Origin of the sequence: Anaerostipes hadrus ATCC 29173 = JCM 17467 (assembly GCF_030296915.1) — a bacterium.
Taxonomy (GTDB): Bacteria; Bacillota; Clostridia; order Lachnospirales; family Lachnospiraceae; genus Anaerostipes; species Anaerostipes hadrus.
In genome coordinates, this window is record NZ_AP028031.1 from 911364 (window position 1) to 933806 (window position 22443).

Here is a 22443-nt window from a genome sequence, read left to right on the forward strand (position 1 = left end):
GCAGGATTCTTTCTATTTAAGTTCATATGGAATGTCAGGTCTTTTGTTTCTTGGTTTTACAGGCTTTTTTGACGATTGTGAGATGAAATAATGATTGATCTCTGCACCGATAAAAAGCATCATCATACAAAAATACAACCAGAACAAAGTTAACAAGATACTGGTCAATCCTCCGTACATAGTACTAAAGAAAGAAAAATTATCAAAATACATTGAAAAGAAAAATGATAATACAAACCATGCAGCAGAACTAAAAAATGCTCCAGGAAGGATCTGCTTTGTTTTGAAATTTTCACTCGGTAAAAAACGATACATAATGATAAAAACGACCATAAATGTAAAAAATGCAAGGAAAAAACGGATCGTTGCAAAAAATACATGTTTATTCTCGAGGACTGGTTCAAAGCGATATAACTGAATGAGCAGGGAATTACCAAATAATAAAAGAATCAGACCGAATAATACTGCGATCGCGAAAAGTCCAATATAAATACTTGAGATAAAACGCAAAACAAAATAGTTTCTCTTTTCAGGAATTTCATGAATCGTATTAAGTCCAGTCATCAAGGATAAGATCCCTTTGGATGCAGACCACAATAATGTAAGAATTGTGATCGACATATACGTAGTAGTAAGTTTTCCGTTTAAAGATCGGATGATCGGGACTACCATACCACTGTACTTTGGTGGAAGATAGGTGCGTACCAGTTCGATCATATCATTCGGTGTGATAGGAAAATATCTTGTAAGACTAAGCAATACGATCATAAATGGAAAAAATGATAGGATCGTAAAGAATGCAGCCTGCGCAGAAAACGCTGTAACGTGGTCTTTCTGAGCTTTATCGATGACGGATCCAATCATAGAAATTAATTTTAACATAATATCATACCTCTTAATTGATACCTCATAATATCATAATTTGATTGATTATACAAGCATTCTAAAAGCAAAGGAATTGCGCCAAAAGAGAAAAAATATCTAAAACAGACAAAAAGACCTATTGCATAGTAAAGAAAATTGTGATATAGTTCCTAACGGAGTCAAAAAAGAATTATAATTATTTAAAAAAAATAAATAAATTATAAAATAATTCTTAAATATTCTATTGACAAAGTGAAGATACCTTGTTAAAATGTAGACATAAGTTAACAGGAGATTACGAGGAGGATTGTTACTGGTAGTGCAGGCTAAACCAACTTATTGAATTTCACAGAAGGGAAGTTTATAAGTGAGGTTTATTTTTTTGTGAATGCGCAACAGGAAGTCTTTTCGTTAGAGAAGTATGAGGTAAAGTTGTGCAGATTACAAAAATTGTAAATAATAACATTGTAATTTCAGAGGACAAGAATCATAAAGAAGTTGTACTGATGGGAAAGGGCCTTGGCTTTCAAAAGCACAAGGGAGATGAGATTAAGTTGAGTCAGATTGAGAAGACTTATGTCATGAAAGATCATGGTATGACACAGCGTTTTCAGGAGATGTTAACTGATATTCCGATCGAGAGAGTGAAGATTTGTAATAAGATCATTCAGTATGCGAAGGATACATTACAGAAGAATATTAATGATAATATATATGTTTCACTTACAGACCACATCAATTTTGCGATTGAGAGAGTTGAGATGGGAGTACCATTCCAGAATCCATTTTTATGGGAGATCAAGAAGTTTTATTATCAGGAATATCTGATCGGGAAAGTAGCGATCGGTATGATAGAGAAAGAACTGAAGGTTACGCTTCCACAGGATGAAGCAGCGTTCATTGCATTGCATATTGTGAATGCGGAACTTGATCTGGACATGACAGAGATGGTTTCTATGACGAAGCTTGTGAATGATATTTTGAAGATCGTGGATAAACATTTTGGAGAGCAGATTGATAAGGAGTCTGTTTTCTATGAGAGATTTATCACGCATCTGAAGTTCTTTGCACAAAGAGTTTATATTGGCAAAGAAGTGAAAAGTGATGATACAGAATTCCAGGAGATCATAAGGAATAAGTATCACGAATGTATTGAATGCGTAGATGAGATCAAAGACTACGTGAAGAAGACTTGCAATCATGATATTACAGATGAAGAACTTATGTATTTAACCGTACATATCAAGCGAGTTACGACAAGATAAAAGTTTATATTGTTGATCAGGATTGTTACTGGTAATGCAGGCTAAACTTGATTTGAATCATGGATTTTCCAGAGAGTCCAGGTTTCTTTGTGAAAGTATTTTTGCAGGGGAATTTGGATGGTGGAGATTTACAGGTTTGAATCAGGTTTTTTTATTTATAAGAATTTTCTTATAATATATATAATTAATTAGCTTATGAAAATATAGAAAAGGAGGAATAAAAAATGGTAGGAATTATTCTTGCTACACATGGTGATTTCGCCAAGGGTATCTTACAGTCCGGGTCCATGATTTTTGGTGACCAGCCAAATGTTGCGGCTTGTACATTACAGCCAAGTATGGGACCAGAAGACATCAAAAAACAGATGGAAGATGCCATTGCCGGATTCGAAAACCAGGATGAAGTGCTGATTATGGTTGATTTATGGGGTGGAACTCCATTTAATCAGGCTAACGGATTAATTGCCGGACATGAGGATAAATGGGCAATCGTTGCTGGATTAAATCTTCCAATGTTGATCGATGCATACGCATCTCGTATGATGATGGACACAGCACATGAAGTTGCAGCTCAGATTTCCGGAAGTGGAAAAGAAGGTGTGAGAATCTATCCAGAATCTCTAGAACCTAAGAAAGAAGAAGCTGCACCAGCTGCTGTGGCAGCACCTCAGGGAGCAATCCCAGAAGGAACAGTACTTGGAGACGGTCACATCAAGATCGGTCTTACTCGTATCGACACACGTTTATTACATGGACAGGTGGCTACAACATGGACAAAGATGGTAAATCCAGACCGTATCATTGTTGTATCTGATGCCGTATCAAAAGATGATCTTCGTAAGAGAATGATCATTGAGGCAGCACCTCCAGGAGTAAAAGCACACGTTATCCCAATCTGGAAGATGATCGAAGTATCAAAAGATCCAAGATTTGGTGAGACAAAAGCAATGCTTCTGTTTGAAACACCTCAGGATGTATTAAAAGCAATCGAAGGTGGAGTTGACATCAAAGAGGTTAACTTAGGATCACTTGCACATTCAACAGGTAAAGTAGTAGTAACAAAAGCTGTTGCGATGGGTAAAGAAGATGTAGAAACTTTCGAGAAACTGATCGACAAAGGTGTTACATTTAATGTACGTAAAGTACCAAGCGATTCTCCAGAAAACATGGGTGAAATGCTTAAGAAAGCGAAAGCAGAACTTAAATAATCAATTTAGAAAAATATATAGGAGGAATTATCATGTCAGTTATTTCAATGGTATTAGTTGTTATCGTTGCATTCCTGGCTGGTATGGAAGGTGTTTTGGATGAATTCCAGTTCCATCAGCCATTAGTAGCTTGTACATTAATCGGACTTGTAACCGGACAGCTTGTTCCTTGCATCATCCTTGGAGGTAGTCTTCAGATGATCGCTTTAGGATGGGCTAACATCGGTGCAGCCGTTGCCCCAGATGCTGCATTAGCAGCCGTTGCATCTGCAATCATTCTTGTTCAGGGTGGACAGGGAAGAGCTGGTGTTGATACTGCCATCGCAGTAGCAATCCCATTAGCAGTAGCAGGATTATTCTTAACAATGATCGTTCGTACACTTTCCGTTATCTGTGTTCATCAGATGGATGCAGCTGCTGCAAAAGGTAGCTTCAAAGGTGTAGAAGCATGGCATATCATTGCAGTTTGTTTACAGGGTATCCGTATCGCGATCCCAGCAGCAGCATTACTTGCAATTCCATCATCTGCCGTAGCTGCAGCATTAAATAGTATGCCAGCATGGTTAACAGATGGTATGTCCATCGGTGGTGGTATGGTCGTAGCCGTAGGTTACGCAATGGTTATCAACATGATGGCTACAAAAGAAGTATGGCCTTTCTTCGCAATTGGTTTCTGTCTGGCTGCTGTTTCAGACTTAACACTGATCGCATTAGGTGTTATCGCTGTATCTATGGCACTGATTTACCTGAAACTGTCTGAGAATGCAGGATCTGGTAACGGTGGAAGCAATACTGGTGACCCATTAGGCGATATTTTAAATGATTATTGATTAAGAAGGAGGTAAGAAAAATGGCAGAGAAAAAAGTTCAATTAAGTAAAAAAGATAGATTGTCTGTAGCATTACGTTCTACTTTCCTTCAGGGTTCTTGGAACTATGAACGTATGCAGAATGGTGGTTGGTGTTTCGCAATGATCCCAGCTATCAAGAAATTATATACAACAAAAGAAGATCAGATCGCAGCATTAAAACGTCATCTGGAATTCTTCAATACACATCCATATGTTGCATCTCCAGTTATCGGTGTTACACTGGCTCTGGAAGAAGATAAAGCAAATGGTGCACCTGTAGAAGACAGTGCGATCCAAGGTGTTAAAGTCGGAATGATGGGACCTTTAGCTGGTGTTGGTGATCCAGTATTCTGGTTCACAGCAAGACCTATCCTTGGAGCTTTAGGAGCTTCCCTTGCAATGGGTGGAAGTATCCTTGGACCAATCTTATTCTTCGTATTATGGAATGTAATTCGTTGGGCATTCATGTGGTATACACAGGAATTTGGTTACAATGTAGGAACAAAGATCACAGAAGACTTATCAGGTGGATTACTTCAGAAAGTAACAAAAGGAGCATCTATCCTTGGTATGTTCGTCCTTGGTGCCTTGATCGAACGTTGGGTAAGTATCAACTTTACACCTGTAGTATCTAAGGTTACATTAAGTAAAGGAGCTTACATCGATTGGGCTAAACTTCCAGCAGGAGCAGAAGGAATCAAAACAGCATTAACACAGCAGGCATCCGGTATGGCACTTGATCCAACAAAAGTTACAACTCTTCAGGATAACTTAAACTCATTGATTCCTGGATTTGTACCATTACTGCTAACACTGTTATGCATGTGGTTATTAAAGAAAAACGTTTCTCCAATCATCATCATCATCGCATTATTTATTATTGGTATTGGTGGACACGTTATCGGATTATTATAAGAGATGATCTAGCACATATACAAAAGGCCCGGAAGTCCGGGCTTTTTGCTTATATAAGAAGAATATAAAAAATATATCGGTAAGAATGAACGAAAAGTCATCTTGTATAAGCAAAGAAAATTGTATAGAATAAATAAAGAAGAACCTACAGAATCGGAGGAAAGCTTATGGCACAATCAATTAATACAAGAGTTGATGTTGTTGTGGAAGCAACATCGTATCAGGGACTTACAAACTATGGAAAGATCATGGTTGGAGACAAAGGATTTGAATTCTTTAATACAAGAAATGTCAATGATTATATTCAGATTCCATGGGAAGAAGTTGATTATGTGATCGCATCTGTGATGTTTAAAGGAAAGAAAATCCCACGTTATGCGATCCAGACAAAGAAAAATGGAACATTTTCATTTGCATCAAAAGAACCTAAGAAAGTGTTACGTGCAATCAATCAGTATATACCATCCGAACGTCTGGTGCGTTCTCTAAGCTTTTTTGATGTGTTGAAACGTAATTTTATACCATCAAAGAAGAATGCGAAAATCAAGAAATAAATGTAGTTTTAGAGTTGAAAGGTGAAGAAGGTAGCTATGGGACATATTTTAAGAATGAATCCAGTTTTTAAAGAAATGATCTGGGGTGGAACAAAATTAAAAGATATTTATGGATATGAGATTCCGAGTGATCACACAGGAGAGTGTTGGGCAATTTCTGCACATAAGAATGGAGATTGTACGATCGCAGATGGAGAATATAAAGGAAAAACATTATCCTGGTTATTTGAAAACCACAGAGAATTATTTGGAAATATCGAAGGAGACCAGTTCCCATTACTTGTAAAGATCATTGACGCGAAAAATGACCTGTCTGTACAGGTGCATCCAGACGATGTGTATGCGAAGGAACATGAGAATTCTTTAGGAAAGACAGAATGTTGGTTTGTTCTTCAAGCGGATGAAGGAACAAAGATGGTCATGGGACACCATGCAAAGACAAAAGATGAATTCGTCAAAGCGATCGAGAATGATGATTATGACAATCTGTTAAATTCATTCAAGATCAAAGCAGGAGATTTCTTCTATATTCCATCTGGAACATTACATGCGATCTGCAGCGGATCGCTGATCTATGAAGCACAACAGTCTTCTGATATTACATATCGTGTTTATGATTATCATAGAAAAGATGCGGATGGAAATGAAAGGCAGCTTCATGTACAGCAGTCTATTGATGTGACAAATGTACCAGCAGATATTGATCAGAACAAAGAATTTCCGCAGACAATTCTTGAGAATGGTACAAAGACAAGATATGTTGACAGTGAATTCTTTAAAGTGGATCGTTATCAGTTGAATGGAAAAAATGTGATCAAGAATGACGAACCATTTATGATGGTAAGCATCATAGAGGGAACAGGAATTTTTGAAGGAAATGAAGTAAAGAAAGGTGACCATTTTGTGATCTGTTCCGATCAGAAAGAAGTTACTTTTGATGGAGATATGGAAGTCATGATCTCCACATTATGATCATGACCATAATAGATAAAGAAGGATTATAAGAATATATAGAATAAGGAAGTTTTATATGAAGGAAACAGGAAAGGTATTTGGCGTCTTGCAAAGAGTCGGACGTGCATTTATGCTTCCGATCGCTGTTTTGCCAGTTGCAGGTCTTTTGCTTGGAATTGGACGATCTTTGACAAATGAAACAATGCTTCGGGCCTATCATCTGATGGAGATCATGGGTCCGGGGACTATTTTGTATGGAGTAATTAAAGTTGGAAGTGATTGTGGAAGTATTATATTTGGCAATCTTCCGTTGATATTTGCAATGGGAGTTTCAATTGGGATGGCAAAGGCAGAGAAAGCGGTAGCAGCATTATCAGGGGCATTGTCTTTTTTCGTTATGCACGAAGCTATTTCATCGATGTTATCATTGTATGGTGATACATATACAATGCATGCGGGAGCAACGGATCAGATTCTTGGAATAACATCACTACAGTTAGGTGTATTTGGAGGAATTCTTGTCGGACTTGGTGTCGGGTATCTTCATAACCGTTTTTATAAAATAAAACTTCCAGAAGTTTTATCGTTTTTTGGCGGAACAAGGGCAGTGCCGGTTATTTGTACCATTGTATATGTTGGAGTTGGAATATTAATGTTCTTTATCTGGCCTCCGATCCAGAATCTGATGTATTCCATTGGAGGAATTGTGAGAGCTTCAGGCTATTTAGGGACGTTTATTTATGGAGTGATGGAACGTGCATTGATCCCATTTGGACTTCATCATGTATTTTATCTCCCGTTCTGGCAGACATCGCTAGGTGGAACGATGGAAGTTGCTGGGAAAATGATCGATGGGGCACAAAATATCTTTTTTGCTCAATTAGCAGATCCAGCAACAACACATTTTAATGTGGAAGCAACAAGATTTATGGCAGGAAAATTCCCATTGATGATCTTTGGATTGCCAGGAGCGGCATTTGCAATTTACCGTTGTGCCAGACCTGAACAGAGAAAAGTTGTCGGTGGACTTATGATTTCAGCAGCATTAACATCAATGCTCACAGGAATTACGGAACCGTTGGAATTTACATTTTTATTTATTGCACCTGGATTATATGGAATACATTGTGTTTTTGCAGGACTTGCATATATGATGATGCATGTATTGAAGATTACAGTTGGATTAACATTTTCTGGAGGGCTTATCGATCTGTTCTTTTTTGGAATCATGCAAGGACAAGAAAAAACAAACTGGATGATGGTCATTCCACTGGGAATTGTTTATTTCATAGTGTATTATTTCTTATTCCATTTTCTGATCTTGAAATTTGATATCAAAACACCAGGAAGGGAAGAAGAACCAGCACAAGAATATGAAGAAGAGCCAGAATATGAATACAGAGAAGATTTTTCAGAAGAATTATTAGCAAAGATCGCAGCGGGACTTGGAGGCAAAAAGAATATCGGTGATATTGACTGTTGTGTTACAAGACTTCGATGTGGACTGAAAGATATAAGTCTGGTGGATGATGCCATGATCAAAGAAACAGGATCAAGGGGAATTTTGAAACGAGGAAACAGCATTCAGATCATTTATGGTCCATATGTAACGGTGCTAAAATCAGAACTGGAAGATTATTTAAGGACAAGACGAGCAAAGAAAGAAATCAAACAATTACTAAAAGAAAATACACATTCCAAAGATAAAATGCAACAGGAAAGTATCGCCTGTCCGATCAAAGGATGCGTGATTGAACTAGAAGAAGTTGGAGATGAGGCATTTTCTGGTGGAATGTTAGGGGAAGGCTTTGCAGTTAAACCAGAAGAAGGAAAACTATATGCACCAGTAGATGGGATCATCGCAGCAGTGTTTAGGACAAAACATGCCCTTGCTATGGAATCCAAAGATGGAGCAGAAGTTTTGATACATCTTGGGCTTGATACAGTAAAGCGAGGTGGAAAAGGCTTCTATATGAAAGTAGAAGCTGGTCAGAAAGTAAAAAAAGGAGAGCTCATCTGTGAGTTCGACTTAGAAGATATGAGAGTAGATGGATATGTTATGACGACTCCGGTAGTTATCAGTAATAATGCGGAATACGCAAGTATTTCATTGAAACATATTGGAGAGTGTAACGTAGGGGAAGAAATACTGACCCTTTATAAATAGGTAACTATAAAATTAAATATAGATACAATTCTTAAACTTAAAAAGAAAGAATGTATTTATGATCGATATCAGATCATAAGATGCATTCTTTCTTTTTACTTGCAGACAAAAAACTACCGTAGTAAAATAAATTCAATATGCTAACGAAAGAGAAGGTTTGAAAAGTATGAAAAAAGAACAGATCAAAGGATCATTATCATTATTTTTAGCTGCGATCATATGGGGCGCTGCATTTGTTGCACAAAGTGTTGGAATGGATTATGTTGGACCATTTACATTTAATTGTGTTCGTACATTGATCGGAGGCATTGTATTGATTCCGTGTATTGCGTTTCTAAACAGAGGAAAAGTAAGGAAGAAAACATACTTCACGGAGAAAAAGAGATTGCTATTAGGCGGAATCTGTTGCGGAGTCGCATTAGCTACAGGAAGCACCTTGCAGCAATTTGGAATCATGTATACAACTGTAGGAAAAGCAGGATTTATTACAGCATTTTATATTATCATTGTTCCAATTTTGGGATTATTTTTAGGAAAAAAGTGCGGATTATCCGTCTGGATCAGCGTTGTGATCGCACTTGCAGGACTTTATTTTTTATGCATTACGGACGGATTTTCGATTGGAAAAGGGGATATCTATGTATTTTTAGGTGCAATTGCATTTTCGATTCATATTTTAGTGATCGATTATTTTACACAATTTAATGATGGAGTGAAAATGTCATGTATTCAGTTTTTTATCTGCGGGATTCTTTGTTTTGTTCCAATGATGCTTTTTGAACATCCGGAGATTAGCATGATCTTACTTGCATGGAAACCAATCTTATATGCAGGAGTGATGTCATGTGGAGTTGCTTATACATTACAGATCGTGGGGCAGAAGAATATGAATCCTACGGTAGCATCGTTGATCCTTAGTCTGGAATCTGTGACCTCTGTGATCGCTGGCTTTTTAGTTCTGCATCAGAATTTGAGCCATAGAGAGTTGATAGGGTGTGGGTTGATGTTTATAGCAATCGTATTGGCACAACTTCCACAGAAAATTTAATTGACAAATGCCATAAGAATGTTATAGAATAATAACGTTAAAGGCATTGATGGTGCACAGTAAGAAACCAAAAGTTTCCGAATTTCACACCGTAGCTGTATCTCTGAATGCGATGCAACAATCATTTTCATATCATGTATCAGTAGGAGATAACGGAGTCTGCCCGTTATGCAGAGACTTAAGTGCTTATGGTAATTAAGAAGAAGTTTAACGATACCATAGGAATTAGGGTGGTACCGCGAGTATATATTAAGAACTCGTCCCTTTGCGGACGGGTTCTTTTTCTTTTGCCTGAATACAGAAGAAAAAGTAACCTGATCCGAGAATATAGAAAAGATCAATAAAGGAGAACTAAGCAGATGAAAGAGAGATTAGAGGCAATCAAGAAAGCTGCCTTGGAGAAAATCGAGCAAGCAGATGCAATGGATAGTTTAAATGATATCCGTGTATCTGTACTGGGTAAAAAAGGTGAATTAACTCAGGTATTAAAAGGAATGAAGGACGTAGCCAAAGAAGAACGTCCGATCGTTGGACAGATGGTCAATGATACCAGAGCAGTCATCGAAGAAGCATTAGAAAAAGAGATGACATTATTAAAGAAAAAAGTTCGTGAAGAAAAGATGAAACGTGAAGTCATCGACGTTACATTACCTGGAAAAACTCATGAAAAAGGACATCGTCATCCAAACCAGATCGCGCTGGAAGATTTAGAGAGAGTATTTATCGGTATGGGATACGAAGTTGTCGAAGGACCAGAAGTAGAATACGATAAATACAACTTTGAAATGTTAAATATTCCTGCAAATCATCCTGCAAAAGATGAACAGGATACATTCTATATCAACAAAGATATCGTGTTAAGAACACAGACATCTCCTGTACAGGCTCGTATCATGGAAACAGGACAGATGCCAATTCGTATGATCGCACCTGGACGAGTATTCCGTTCTGACGAAGTAGATGCAACACATTCTCCATCTTTCCATCAGGTAGAAGGATTAGTTGTAGATAAAGGAATCACATTTGCAGACTTAAAAGGAACATTAGAACAGTTTGCAAAAGAATTCTTCGGACCAGATACCAAAGTAAAATTCCGTCCACATCATTTCCCATTTACAGAGCCAAGTGCGGAAGTAGACGTGACATGTTTCAAATGTGGTGGAAAAGGATGCCGTATGTGTAAAGGAAGCGGATGGATCGAGATCTTAGGATGTGGAATGGTTCACCCACACGTGCTTGAAATGTGCGGAATCGACCCAGAAGTATATTCAGGATTTGCATTTGGAATCGGTTTAGAGCGTGTCGCATTATTAAAATACGAGATCGACGATATGCGTCTGTTATACGAAAACGATAAGAGATTCTTATCACAGTTCTAAGAGAAACGATAAGAATATTTCGAATAGAGAAGATAGAATAAAGGAGAATAAAAGTAATGGATACACCAATTTCATGGATCAAAGCTTATGTGCCTGATCTTGATTGCACACCACAGGAATATGCAGATAAAATGACATTATCTGGTTCCAACATGGAAAGTGTCACATATTTAGATAAAAACTTAGAAAAGATCGTAGTCGGAAAGATTGAGAAGATCGAAAAACATCCAGACGCAGACAAACTGATCATCTGTCAGGTGAATGTTGGAGATGAAACAGTTCAGATCGTAACAGGAGCACCAAACGTATCAGAAGGAGACTTAGTACCAGTTGTCTTAGACGGTGGACGAGTTGCCGGAGGACATGACGGTGGAAAGAACCCAGAAGACGGAATTAAGATCAAAAAAGGAAAACTTCGTGGAGTAGAATCTTTTGGTATGATGTGTTCTATTGAAGAACTTGGAAGTTCCAGAGACATGTACCCAGAAGCACCGGAATATGGAATCTACATTTTCAATAAAGACGTAAAACCAGGAGATGATGCAGTTGAAGCTTTAGGACTTCGCGATGCAGTTGTCGAATTCGAGATCACATCAAACCGTGTAGACTGCTTCAGCATGATCGGTATGGCAAGAGAAGCAGCCGCTACATTTAAGAAAGACTTCTTTCCACCAGTTGTCACAAAGACTGGAAATGATGAAGATGTCAATGATTACATCAAAGTAAGAGTCGAAGACGAGGATCTTTGCCCAAGATACACAGCAAGAGTTGTAAAAAATATCAAATTAGCACCATCACCAGAATGGATGCAGAGAAGATTAGCTGCGATGGGAATCCGCCCGATCAATAACCTGGTTGACATCACAAACTACGTGATGGAAGAATTCGGACAGCCAATGCATGCATACGATCTTGATACGATCGCAAACAAAGAGATCGTCGTACGCCGTGCAAAAGCAGGAGATAAATTCACTACATTAGATGGTGAAGAAAGAACAATGGATGAAAATGTCTTAATGATCTGTGATGGAGAAAAAGAAATTGGTATCGCAGGTATCATGGGTGGAGAAAACTCTATGGTAACAGATGATATCAAGACATTATTATTTGAAGCAGCATGCTTTGATGGAACCAATATCCGACTTTCTTCTAAGAGAATCGGTTTAAGAACCGATGCATCTGGTAAATTCGAAAAAGGATTAGACCCAGAAAATGCAATGGCAGCGATGGATCGTGCATGCCAGCTGATCGAAGAATTAGGAGCAGGAGAAGTTGTTGGAGGAGCCGTTGATGTTTATCCAAATCCAGTCAAACAGATCCGCCTTCCATTAGAAGTAGACAAGATGAATGCCCTTCTTGGAACAAATGTATCCAAAGAAGAAGTCTTAGAATATTTCGGAAGAATCGACCTTGGATATGATGAAGCAACAAATGAAGTCATCGTACCATCCTTCCGTCAGGATCTTCACCGTATGGCAGACCTTGCAGAAGAAGTTGCAAGATTCTACGGATATGATAACATCCCAGTTACATTACCAAACGGAGAATCCACAGCCGGTAAGAAACCATTCAAGATCCGTGTTGAAGATGTCTGCAGAAATGTAGCAGAACAGAACGGATTCTGTGGTGGAATGACATATTCCTTCGAAAGTCCAAAAGTATTCGATAAATTATTATTAGATGAAAATGCAAAAGAACGTCAGGCAATCGAGATTTCAAACCCATTAGGAGAAGACTTCAGTATTATGAGAACAGTTTCCTTAAACGGAATGTTAACATCTCTGTCTACAAACTTAGCACACAGAAATAAAAATGTAAGATTATATGAATTTGGAAATATCTACATTCCAAAATCATTACCATTAACAGAATTACCAGATGAAAGAATGCAGATGACACTTGGAATGTACGGAGAATGTGATTTCTTCACATTAAAAGGTGTTGTAGAAGATATGCTTGATTCCTTAGGATTAGGTGGAAGATCTGAATATGCACCAACAGGTGAACATCCATTCTTACACCCAGGAAGAGCAGCAGATGTGACGATCGATGGAGAAAAAATCGCCTACATCGGACAGATTCATCCAGAAGTTATGGATAACTATAACATGAAAGGTGAAGTCTATGTAGCGGTCATTGACATGCCAACATTAGTACCGAAAGCAACCTTCGACCGCAAATACGAAGGAGTAGCCAAATTCCCAGCAATGAAACGTGACTTAAGTATGGTTATGAAGAAAGACATCTTTGTTGGACAGCTTGAGAAGATCTTCAAAGATAAAGGTGGAAAACTTCTCGAATCCTACGAATTATTCGATGTCTACGAAGGAGACCAGATCGAAAAAGGATATAAATCCGTAGCATACTCCTTAACATTCAGAGCAAAAGACCGTACATTAGAGGACGCAGAAGTATCTAAGATCGTTGAGAAGATTCTTGATGAACTGAAGAAATTAGGCGTTGAATTACGTGCTTAATTGTGATCGAAAACAAAATAAAGTGAGAATTAAAATCCTCTGGCAGATAATAGTGTCAGGGGATTTTTTGTTCACCAGAAAGAAGTTTATATTCCAAAGGAAACTTTTTCTAAAAATTATTGTTTTTCAATAATTTTTATGCTACAATAATCTTGAAATTATCGAAAAACAATAATTGGAGGTAGATAGGATGAAATCAAACATAAATAAACTAATCCTGATCGAAGTCATCGCAGGAATCCTTTTTGCATTTATAGCAAGCAAAATCCTACATATGACAGCAGCACTACAGATCATGTACTTACCATTTGAACTCATAGGAAAAGGGCTAAGATTTCTATCCCTAAGTTCAGCAATAGGAAATGTCATCGCGATCATCATATACGCAGTCATTTCAATGATACCAGCAATCTATATCATCTATCAGAGAAAAAGAGGAAGAACACAGAAAGAAGACATATTACTTGTTGCATTCACAGGGCTATTATTTTATTCCATGTATATGTTCATCAATCCAGGACTCATGTATCAGAAAATGCCAGACATTTTTTCAATGGACCAGAATAGTCTGATTGTAATGAAAATTATTTACGCATTCATCATTTACAGCGTCCTGATTATGTGGTTGATCATGAAAGCAATCCGTTTTCTTGGAGATGACAGCCAGAAGAATTGGAAAAGCCGCTTATATTTTGGGATGAAAGGACTCATTGCTGCGCTAGTCAGTTATTATACGCTTTTGATCACATATGCAAAGACATTCGAACTGCTTCATAAGAGCGAAAATAAACTGCAAAATGTATCTTCAATAGAATGGCTTAAATCAGTATTACAGTTATTACCAATCATTATGACAATCCTGCTATTTATCAACATCATTCATGTAGTAAAAGCAATCGAAGATCATAAGGAAGAGCAGCAGATGATGACAGTGGCAAGACTCGCAAGTGTTGCAAAGGTTACCGCAGTGGTTACAGTCATATCAGATTTTATCCTGAATTTTTATCAGTTTTTATTAGGAGCAACCTTACAGAATGTAAATGTTACATTTGCACCAGATGTATCCATGGAACCATTGATCATAGCATTTGGAGCATTGATCTTCTATGAATACTTCAAGCGGACCAAACAACTAAAAGAAGAAAATGACCAGTTTATATAGAAGGAATGATAGTTATGGCAATTAAAATACATTTGGATGACATCTTAAAAGAGCGAAATATGACATCCAAAGAATTATGTAAAAAAGTCCATATTACAGAAGCAAACCTGTCAATCTTAAGAAGCGGCAAGGCAAAAGGAGTGCGTTTCTCAACGATCAATAAGATCTGCTATTATCTTGAGTGCGATGTTGGAGATATCTTGAAATTTGACGGGAGATTGGAGGAAGAAGATGAGTAGGGGAATCAGAAAAACAGGAATATTTATAGCGGTTATGCTTACGGTAGTAGTCTTAACAGGATGCCAGATTGCAAAGAAGGACGAAAGTGGACAGGCGAAGGAAGAATTATATGGAGCTTATGCAGTTGTAGGGGACAGGATACCAGACGGTAAGATAGCTGGAGTGAAAGATAAGAAAGGATTTGTGCATTTTAAGAAAATAAAAGGATATTTTCTATATAAATATATGCCAGAAAAAGATACTGTCAGTATGGATGGAGATCCACAGTTGACACATTTTAATTTCGTATCAAACGTTGATGGACAAATGGATGATAAAAATAATATCACATCGAAGGAAAAAGAACAAAAAGTAAAGGCAACAATGTATGTTCAAGAAACAAAAGGCATAGTAACAACAAGTCTGGGAATGATTTGTAAAAGATCAGATGGAACAGTTTATTTAAAGAATGCAGATGGATTTATGGGATGTGCATCAGTGCAGGATTTTGGAAAAGGTCAGTCAATGACACTAAACTTTTCATCGGATGTGGGAGATAAAAAAATCAGTTATGAAGTGGAATTTAAAGCAGACCATGCAGTAAGAAAGATTCAGATTATCGAAATGAACAAAGATGATGTCAAGATCAAAAAAACAGCCTATATTTCACCTAAAATAAAACAATACCAGATGCAAAAAGATACAGCATATGTTATTATAAATGAACAGCTGATCGGTATGAAAGGTCAAACGATCAACAGACAGAAGATACATTCAGCAAAGAAGAATTTCACATATAAATGGAAGCAGCTTGGAGATAATGGAGTATTGACACCGACAGACTTGAAGTTTAAAAAGTAAAATCAGGAGGATAAAATTAAAATATGAAAGATAAAAGAGAATCATTTAACAGCAGGTGGGGATTTATCCTCGCCTGCATTGGTTCGGCAGTTGGTATGGGAAATATATGGATGTTTCCGACAAGGGTATCTTTGTATGGAGGGGGTTCCTTTTTGATCCCATATTTTATCTTTGTCGTTGTGATCGCATCCACTGGTGTGATCGGAGAGATGAGTTTTGGACGTGCGGCAAGGTCTGGACCGATTGATGCATTTGGGATGGTCTGTGAGAAGAAAGGAAAGAGAAAAGTCGGGGAAGGGTTAGGAATGATACCAGTTCTTGGTTCTCTTGCTATGGCAATCGGATATACAGTTGTGATGGGGTGGATCTTAAAATATGCTGTTGGAACTTTCACAGGGGCAACACTTGCACCAAAGACGATCGAAGAATTTGGTGGACGTTTTGGAACAATGGCATCTGCATTTGGAAATAACATCTGGCAGATTCTTGCTTTGATCTTATGTATGTGTATTTTGATCTTTGGTGTAGGAGCAGGGATCGAGAAAGCCAATAAGATTTTAATGCCAATTTTCTTTGCGCTGTTTGTGATCCTTGGAATCTATGTGGCATTTCAGCCAGGGGCAGCAACGGGATATCAATATATTTTCAGAGTCGATAAGGCGGCCATCTTAGATCCAAAGACATGGATCTTTGCACTAGGACAGGCCTTCTTCTCCTTATCCGTCGCAGGAAATGGAACATTGATCTATGGATCGTATTTATCCGATGAAGAAGACATCCCATCATCTGCGGCAAGAGTTGCATTTTTTGACACGCTCGCTGCGATGCTTGCAGCACTCGTGATCATCCCAGCTATGGCAACAACTGGAGCAACACTGGATCAAGGAGGACCGGGGCTGTTATTTATCTATCTTCCAAACTTGATCAGCTCCATGCCAGGAAGTACGATCATCGCGATCATCTTTTTCGTTGCAGTGCTTTTTGCGGGAATGACATCACTGATCAATCTCTACGAAGCACCAATTGCAACCGTACAGGAAAAGCTTCATGTAGGAAGAAAGACCGCCTGCGTGATCATCGCAGTGATCGGCGTGATCGTCTCCTTATTGATCCAGGGCATCGTATCTGACTGGATGGATATCCTATCCATTTACATCTGCCCACTAGGAGCAGGACTCGCAGGAATCATGTTTTTCTGGATCGCCGGAAAGAAATATGTAGAAACACAGATAAACAAAGGAAGAGAAACAAAATTTACAAAGATGTATTATCCAATCTGCAAATATATTTATGTACCAATTTGTATTTTGGTATTGGTGCTTGGGATTGCGTTAGGCGGAATTGGGTGAGGAATGAAGAATCGTAGTTAAGGTATATCTTGGCTGCGATTTTTTCTTATATGAAAGTAAACAAATTAAGTTCCAAGAAATCATACGAAATTGCAAGAAAAGGATATTTACATTTAAGAAGATTTTTGTTATGATATAACTATCAAAGTAGAAGTATCATCGAATATGATATGACTATAAATATAGAATAAATAACAAAGATAAAGGGGATTTAGCTATGGAATTAAAAGAATTAACAAGTGCAGAACAGGTTGTGATGAAATGTATCTGGGATTATGGAAAGGATATGCCATTACAGCAGCTGATTGAAAATCTAAAACAAGATTACGGAAAAGATTATAAAAGAACAACGATCCGTACATTTGTCCTTCATTTAGAAGAGAAAGGATATGTGACAACATATCAGATTGGGAAATATTCTTATATTAATTATCTGATCGAAGAGCAGGATTATAAAGAACAGGAATTGGAAAAGACAAAGAATTTCTGGTACAAAGAATCTGGATTTGATCTGGTGAAGACATTATATAAAGGAAAATTAAATGAGGGGAAACTAAAGAAACTCAAAAAGTTGTTAGAAGAAATCGATGATTGACAGGAGAAGATATGATAGACATAAGAGAGATATTGGTTAGGATATTTAGTGCGATATTTTTATCCATGTGCACTGGAAGCTGTATGTTTGTTTTCTGGATGGCACTAAGAAAGTTTTTTGCAGATAAGATTCGTCCAAAAGTCTATGATTTGATATTAAAGATCATTCTAATTGCTTACTATGTTCCGGCAGGATATCTGTTGGTAAATATTTTTTTTGATAATGGGTATGTATTTGATTTTACAGGTACTATCATCAAGGCTTTTTATGCTATATCGTTGTTCTGGCTGGCTGGAGCAATTGCAACAGTTCTGAAGTTTGGAGAACGAACTTTTCGAATTAGAAGAGAAAAAGAAAGATGCTTTCCATGCAAGATGTATGTGCAAAAGATCTTTGAAGATTGTAAAAGAGAGCTTGGAATTCGCAGATCAATAGAAGTATTACAAGGATATCGCATTCAGATTCCAATGACAGCAGGAATATTAAAACCATGTGTGTTTTTACCTGTGGAAGATATGGAAGAAGAACAATTAAAAACGTGTATTTACCATGAACTCACACATTATAAGAAGCACGATATATTTTGGAATTATATAGCATGTCTGATGGTATGTATTCACTGGTATTGCCCATGGATCAGAACTGTATTTCGTAAGAACGATGAATGGAGCGAGGTGATCTGTGATCTATCAGCGATTGGTTATGTAGGATCAGCGAAGCGTTATTTTACAACGATTTTTGAGATGAGTCAGAAAAGTCAGGGAATCAAAGCATATCGGGCAGCATGTCTGTTTGAAAGCCGAGATAGTTTAGAACAAAGAATCTACTATGCAATGATGTATCGAAAACAAAAGAAGATAAAATATGCTGCGGTGATTGCAATGACCGTGATATTTTGTGGAATGAGTGTAACCAGTATTTTGGCTGCAAGTAAGGGATATCAAAAGGCGTATACAAAATGGGTACAAGAAACGGAAGTAGAAATAGAAGAACCAGATGATGAGGAAGAGGAGAGAATATCGTATGAAGAAAAAACGGGAGTTTTGGGAAATGATAAGAGTGAAACGATAAAGAAGATAAATTTTAAAAAGATGGATGCGATGACATTGGAGACTTATGTAAAGGCAGGAAAAAGGCTTCGATATAAAGGATTAACTCCGAAACGAAATGAAAATATAGAAATTTTTATAACAAGTCAAAAAAATTTTAAGGGGATAAAAGTTGGGATTATTGATTCACAGAATAGGATTAGATACATACAGGACAGAGGGAGAGATTTAGTTGAACATAGATTTAAGATAGAAAAAGAGGGGAAATATGATGTGTTTATTGAAATGGAGGATAAGAAAGATGTAAAAATTGTTGGAATGATTAATATTGATGATGATTAAAGAGATGGAGGAATAGGAGGAGAAAACGATGATAAAATATATAAAAATAATGGTAACAGTATTTACACTTTTAATTAGTTGTTCAGTGACAAATATATTTGCAAGTGATACGAATGATGTTATAGAAGAAAAGATAGATATATCAGAAAATATTATTGATGAAGTTGGAGAGGAAGACTTTGAACTGTTGTCTAATTCGATAACAGTTAATTGGACAGTGAAAAATGGAGTTAGAAAGAAAACTAAAGAATTTTATAAAAAGAAAGGAAGTAGTATCAATATTAGGTTACAGATAGCTCCAAAAACAAAAAGTGTCAAAGTAGGATATTTAGATGCAGATAAAGTAAAACATTATAAAACTGTTAAAGCAGAAATCAATCACAATTTTATAATACAAAAAACAGGATATATAGAGGTGTTTGTTGAAAATAGTAGTGGAAAAACTGTAACGGCAAGTGGAACTTATACTAAGTAATATTTTATTTATAAATGTATTTTATAAGAGGTGATGCAATATGAACAATTAAAAAATCCATGTAATACGAATGGCTGCCACCTACCTATCTGTAATATATACAGATAGCTGTATCACATGGATACAATAATGATAGCAGAAAATGAGGGAAAATAAAAGAATGAAAGGAAAAAGTTTATGAAATTAAAACAATTTGTATGTAAAGCAGCAAGTATTGCAATGTGTGCTATGATTATTGGAACAACTGTAGTTTCAGTGAATGTTAAGGCAGATACGAAAGCAACAGAAAGTACAGTAGCACTAGATACACATGATGACGATGGTGTTGCGGGTATTTTGGAACAAGATGATTTTGATACACTAGAAGAATATCAGAAATATTTAGAGACACACCCAAAAGTACAGACACGGCAAAGTCGTGTATCAGCGAATAAAAATGTAAAAGCAGCAGCTACTTTAAGATATAAAATTAAAGGATTAACAAATACAGCTGCAATTCAAAAAACATATATTGGATCTACATATATTTATGTGATTCAGAGAATTGGCTCAGACTCACGTTTATCAAGATGTTTGATTAATGGGTCAACAGCTACATATCAAGATCATATGACATTAAAAAACTTTGGTCATGGACAGACTTTGGAATGGTTTGAACATAATTCTAAAGCATATTTCTGGGTTACATGTAAAGCAAATGAAGCGTATAAATTTAAATGGGGAACTCAAATTGGAAGAATACAATATAAAGCTAAAGGAAGTGTAGATTATACAGAAATCCCAAGATTTTCTCATATGAGTTATGCAAATAAAAGTGGGACATCGATTGGAGAAGTGAAACGTGTAGATGCAGCATTGTCTAGTGATAGGAAAAAAGTATTTTTCTGGGTAATGGATAATACAGGAGAAATTCAATATAGTTTTTATAATGCGGAAAAATTAAATGCTGAATTGGATAAAAAAGAATCTGAAGAATCTAAATTTGTTCCATGTACATCAAGTGCAGTAAAATCAGCTTGTTATGGATCGTTTAGACAATCTGGAAGTAATCGTGTATTACCGAATGATTCATGTCAGGGATTAGAATTTTCTGATGGAGATTCTATTTATATTATTGGAGGTGCTGCCGGACAAAAACCGGGAATAGCAAAGTTAACAGGAAGTGGATCAAGTTATAAATATTCTTGCCTTGTTACAGCTACACATAATAATTTTGGAGGTAATGCGGAATCTGAAGGAATTCAATTAAAGGGAGATTACGTATATTTCGGGATTAGTGATAAACAAAGTAGCGATAAAGCCTGTATTTATTCTATTCCAAAAAGTGCGTTTTAATTTAAGTCTGGCTATGTTAAAATATATAATATAAACATTAATAAATTAAAATTATAAGGAGGTAGCAAGATGGTAAGAAAACGTATGGTATCAACAGTCATGAGCTTAATGATGGCAGCAGCAGTACTGACGACAGTTCCAGTGACTAACAATGTAAAGGCAGCAGATAAAGAGATAACAAGTGGGGATTATACTTATGTGAAAGAAAGCAATGGAAAGACTTCCTATGCAGTGCTTACAAGCTATAGAGGAAGTGAGACAAATCTTGTCATTCCAGAAGAACTGGATGGATTACAGGTAAAAGCAATTTCACAGGGATTTGAAAAAAATCTGAAAATAAAAAGTATTATATTATCAAAAAATATTGCACCAGCAAAAGAAACACACAGAGATTTGGAAGTGCTAAATGAAATTGAAACATTGGAAGAGATTCGTGTAGCAAAAGATAATCTGTCTTATCAGGCACAAGATGGAGTTTTATATAGCAAAGATAAGAAACAATTGTTTAGCTATCCAAAATCTAAAAAGTCCGAAACATATAACATGCCTGCTTCTGTAAAAAAAGTAGAAGAATTCAATGCCCTAATAAATCTTAAATATTTAAAGAATCTTACATTATCAAAGAATTTATCAGTAACACCAAGCTGTAATGACAGTAGTATTGAATCTGTAACAATTCCGGGCCAGATAGGCGGTATTGATGAAAGCAGTTTTGAAAATTGCAACAAATTAAATAAAGTTACAATTACAAAAGGTCTGAGATTTATTAATGATTATGCATTTTTTGAATGTAAAGCATTAAAAGAAATCAAACTGCCAGAAGGACTTCAAAGTATTGGAGTAGGAGTATTTTATAGAACAGGAATTAAACAGCTGACAATCCCTGGATCTGTTGTAAAAATTGATGTAATTGACAAGAGTATAAAATTAAGTAAACCATCTTATTTGAAGAAATTCAAAAGAGACTCAGGTGCTATTTATTACGAAGCAAGAGCCACAATCAAAGCATCTGGCAAAAAAGCTGTCACATACAAAGCATCCAGAATTACAAAGATTAAAGCAAAAACAAGCAAAGTAACGATCCAAAAAGGAAAGACAACAAAACTACAGACTAGAGTATACATTTCCAAGAAACTGAAAAAAGGATACTTAGATCCAGAGATCTTAAAATTCACAACATCCAATAAAAAAGTAGTGAAAGTATCCTCAAAAGGAACGATCAAAGGCTTGAAGAAAGGAAAAGCAACGGTCACAGTAAAACTTCGTACAACAGGAAAGACATATAAAGTGAACGTGAAAGTAAAATAGGAAACAATAAAGTAAAGATACATGGTAGAACAGGACATTCCAGCGAAAGCAGGGATGTCCTGTGTTT

General features: G+C 36.6%; 20 protein-coding genes and 1 other annotated feature. Of the genes, 19 read left to right on the forward strand and 1 reads right to left on the reverse strand.

The annotated features are described in order from the left end of the window. Positions 1–12 precede the first annotated feature (12 nt). Entirely contained in the window at positions 13–882 is an 870-nt protein-coding gene (locus QUE18_RS04455) for a YihY/virulence factor BrkB family protein (protein WP_009202791.1), read from the reverse strand. A 416-nt stretch (positions 883–1298) separates the two neighbouring features. Here QUE18_RS04455 and licT point away from each other — a divergent pair, with 416 nt between their 5' ends. The 19 genes from licT to QUE18_RS04550 all read left to right on the forward strand — a co-directional run bounded on the left by licT (position 1299) and on the right by QUE18_RS04550 (position 22376). Continuing rightward, positions 1299–2129, forward strand: a complete 831-nt coding sequence (licT, locus tag QUE18_RS04460; protein WP_008391774.1) for a BglG family transcription antiterminator LicT — start codon at positions 1299–1301, stop codon at positions 2127–2129. Between the two features lie 224 nt (positions 2130–2353). After that, the gene (locus QUE18_RS04465; protein WP_008391780.1) at positions 2354–3337 is read left to right on the forward strand and encodes a PTS sugar transporter subunit IIB; all 984 of its coding nucleotides are present in this window, start codon (positions 2354–2356) and stop codon (positions 3335–3337) included. Positions 3338–3369: 32 nt separating this feature from the next. Then, a complete protein-coding gene (locus QUE18_RS04470; protein WP_009264440.1) occupies positions 3370–4167 on the forward strand; it encodes a PTS mannose/fructose/sorbose transporter subunit IIC in 798 nt (265 codons plus the stop codon). Positions 4168–4187: 20 nt separating this feature from the next. Further along, the gene (locus QUE18_RS04475; RefSeq protein ID WP_009264439.1) at positions 4188–5102 is read left to right on the forward strand and encodes a PTS system mannose/fructose/sorbose family transporter subunit IID; all 915 of its coding nucleotides are present in this window, start codon (positions 4188–4190) and stop codon (positions 5100–5102) included. A 167-nt stretch (positions 5103–5269) separates the two neighbouring features. After that, positions 5270–5656: a DUF956 family protein gene (locus QUE18_RS04480; protein ID WP_009202794.1), complete on the forward strand. Its 387-nt coding sequence runs from the start codon at positions 5270–5272 to the stop codon at positions 5654–5656. A 36-nt stretch (positions 5657–5692) separates the two neighbouring features. Next, the gene (gene manA, locus QUE18_RS04485) at positions 5693–6628 is read left to right on the forward strand and encodes a mannose-6-phosphate isomerase, class I (RefSeq protein ID WP_039862186.1); all 936 of its coding nucleotides are present in this window, start codon (positions 5693–5695) and stop codon (positions 6626–6628) included. Between the two features lie 58 nt (positions 6629–6686). Next, on the forward strand, positions 6687–8777 hold the full coding sequence (locus tag QUE18_RS04490) for a PTS sugar transporter subunit IIABC (protein WP_009202796.1): 2091 nt from the start codon (positions 6687–6689) through the stop codon (positions 8775–8777). Between the two features lie 166 nt (positions 8778–8943). Further along, positions 8944–9825 carry a DMT family transporter gene (locus tag QUE18_RS04495; RefSeq protein ID WP_009202797.1) on the forward strand — a complete coding sequence of 294 codons (882 nt, stop codon included), beginning with the start codon at positions 8944–8946 and terminating at the stop codon, positions 9823–9825. Positions 9826–9862: 37 nt separating this feature from the next. Beyond that, positions 9863–10093, forward strand: a binding site (T-box leader). 91 nt (positions 10094–10184) lie between these two features. After that, the gene (gene pheS / locus QUE18_RS04500; protein WP_008391788.1) at positions 10185–11204 is read left to right on the forward strand and encodes a phenylalanine--tRNA ligase subunit alpha; all 1020 of its coding nucleotides are present in this window, start codon (positions 10185–10187) and stop codon (positions 11202–11204) included. Between the two features lie 56 nt (positions 11205–11260). Then, positions 11261–13681 carry a phenylalanine--tRNA ligase subunit beta gene (gene pheT / locus QUE18_RS04505; RefSeq protein ID WP_009202799.1) on the forward strand — a complete coding sequence of 807 codons (2421 nt, stop codon included), beginning with the start codon at positions 11261–11263 and terminating at the stop codon, positions 13679–13681. Between the two features lie 190 nt (positions 13682–13871). Then, on the forward strand, positions 13872–14843 hold the full coding sequence (locus QUE18_RS04510) for a hypothetical protein (protein WP_009202800.1): 972 nt from the start codon (positions 13872–13874) through the stop codon (positions 14841–14843). A 14-nt stretch (positions 14844–14857) separates the two neighbouring features. Further along, positions 14858–15082, forward strand: coding sequence for a helix-turn-helix domain-containing protein (locus QUE18_RS04515; protein WP_009264431.1), 225 nt, complete (start codon positions 14858–14860; stop codon positions 15080–15082). Then, on the forward strand, positions 15075–15923 hold the full coding sequence (locus QUE18_RS04520) for a hypothetical protein (RefSeq protein ID WP_009202801.1): 849 nt from the start codon (positions 15075–15077) through the stop codon (positions 15921–15923). The genes QUE18_RS04515 and QUE18_RS04520 overlap by 8 nt, the downstream gene beginning before the upstream one ends. A gap of 23 nt (positions 15924–15946) precedes the next feature. Continuing rightward, positions 15947–17272, forward strand: a complete 1326-nt coding sequence (locus QUE18_RS04525; RefSeq protein ID WP_009202802.1) for a sodium-dependent transporter — start codon at positions 15947–15949, stop codon at positions 17270–17272. Between the two features lie 217 nt (positions 17273–17489). Next, positions 17490–17867 (forward strand): BlaI/MecI/CopY family transcriptional regulator, encoded by a 378-nt coding sequence (locus tag QUE18_RS04530; protein ID WP_009202803.1) that lies wholly within the window; start codon positions 17490–17492, stop codon positions 17865–17867. Between the two features lie 11 nt (positions 17868–17878). Continuing rightward, positions 17879–19258: a M56 family metallopeptidase gene (locus QUE18_RS04535; protein ID WP_226797185.1), complete on the forward strand. Its 1380-nt coding sequence runs from the start codon at positions 17879–17881 to the stop codon at positions 19256–19258. 28 nt (positions 19259–19286) lie between these two features. Then, positions 19287–19733 (forward strand): hypothetical protein, encoded by a 447-nt coding sequence (locus QUE18_RS04540; RefSeq protein WP_009202805.1) that lies wholly within the window; start codon positions 19287–19289, stop codon positions 19731–19733. Between the two features lie 177 nt (positions 19734–19910). After that, on the forward strand, positions 19911–21068 hold the full coding sequence (locus QUE18_RS04545) for a helveticin J family class III bacteriocin (protein ID WP_009202806.1): 1158 nt from the start codon (positions 19911–19913) through the stop codon (positions 21066–21068). A gap of 69 nt (positions 21069–21137) precedes the next feature. Beyond that, positions 21138–22376, forward strand: coding sequence for a leucine-rich repeat protein (locus tag QUE18_RS04550; RefSeq protein WP_009202807.1), 1239 nt, complete (start codon positions 21138–21140; stop codon positions 22374–22376). The last annotated feature ends 67 nt before the right edge of the window (positions 22377–22443 follow it).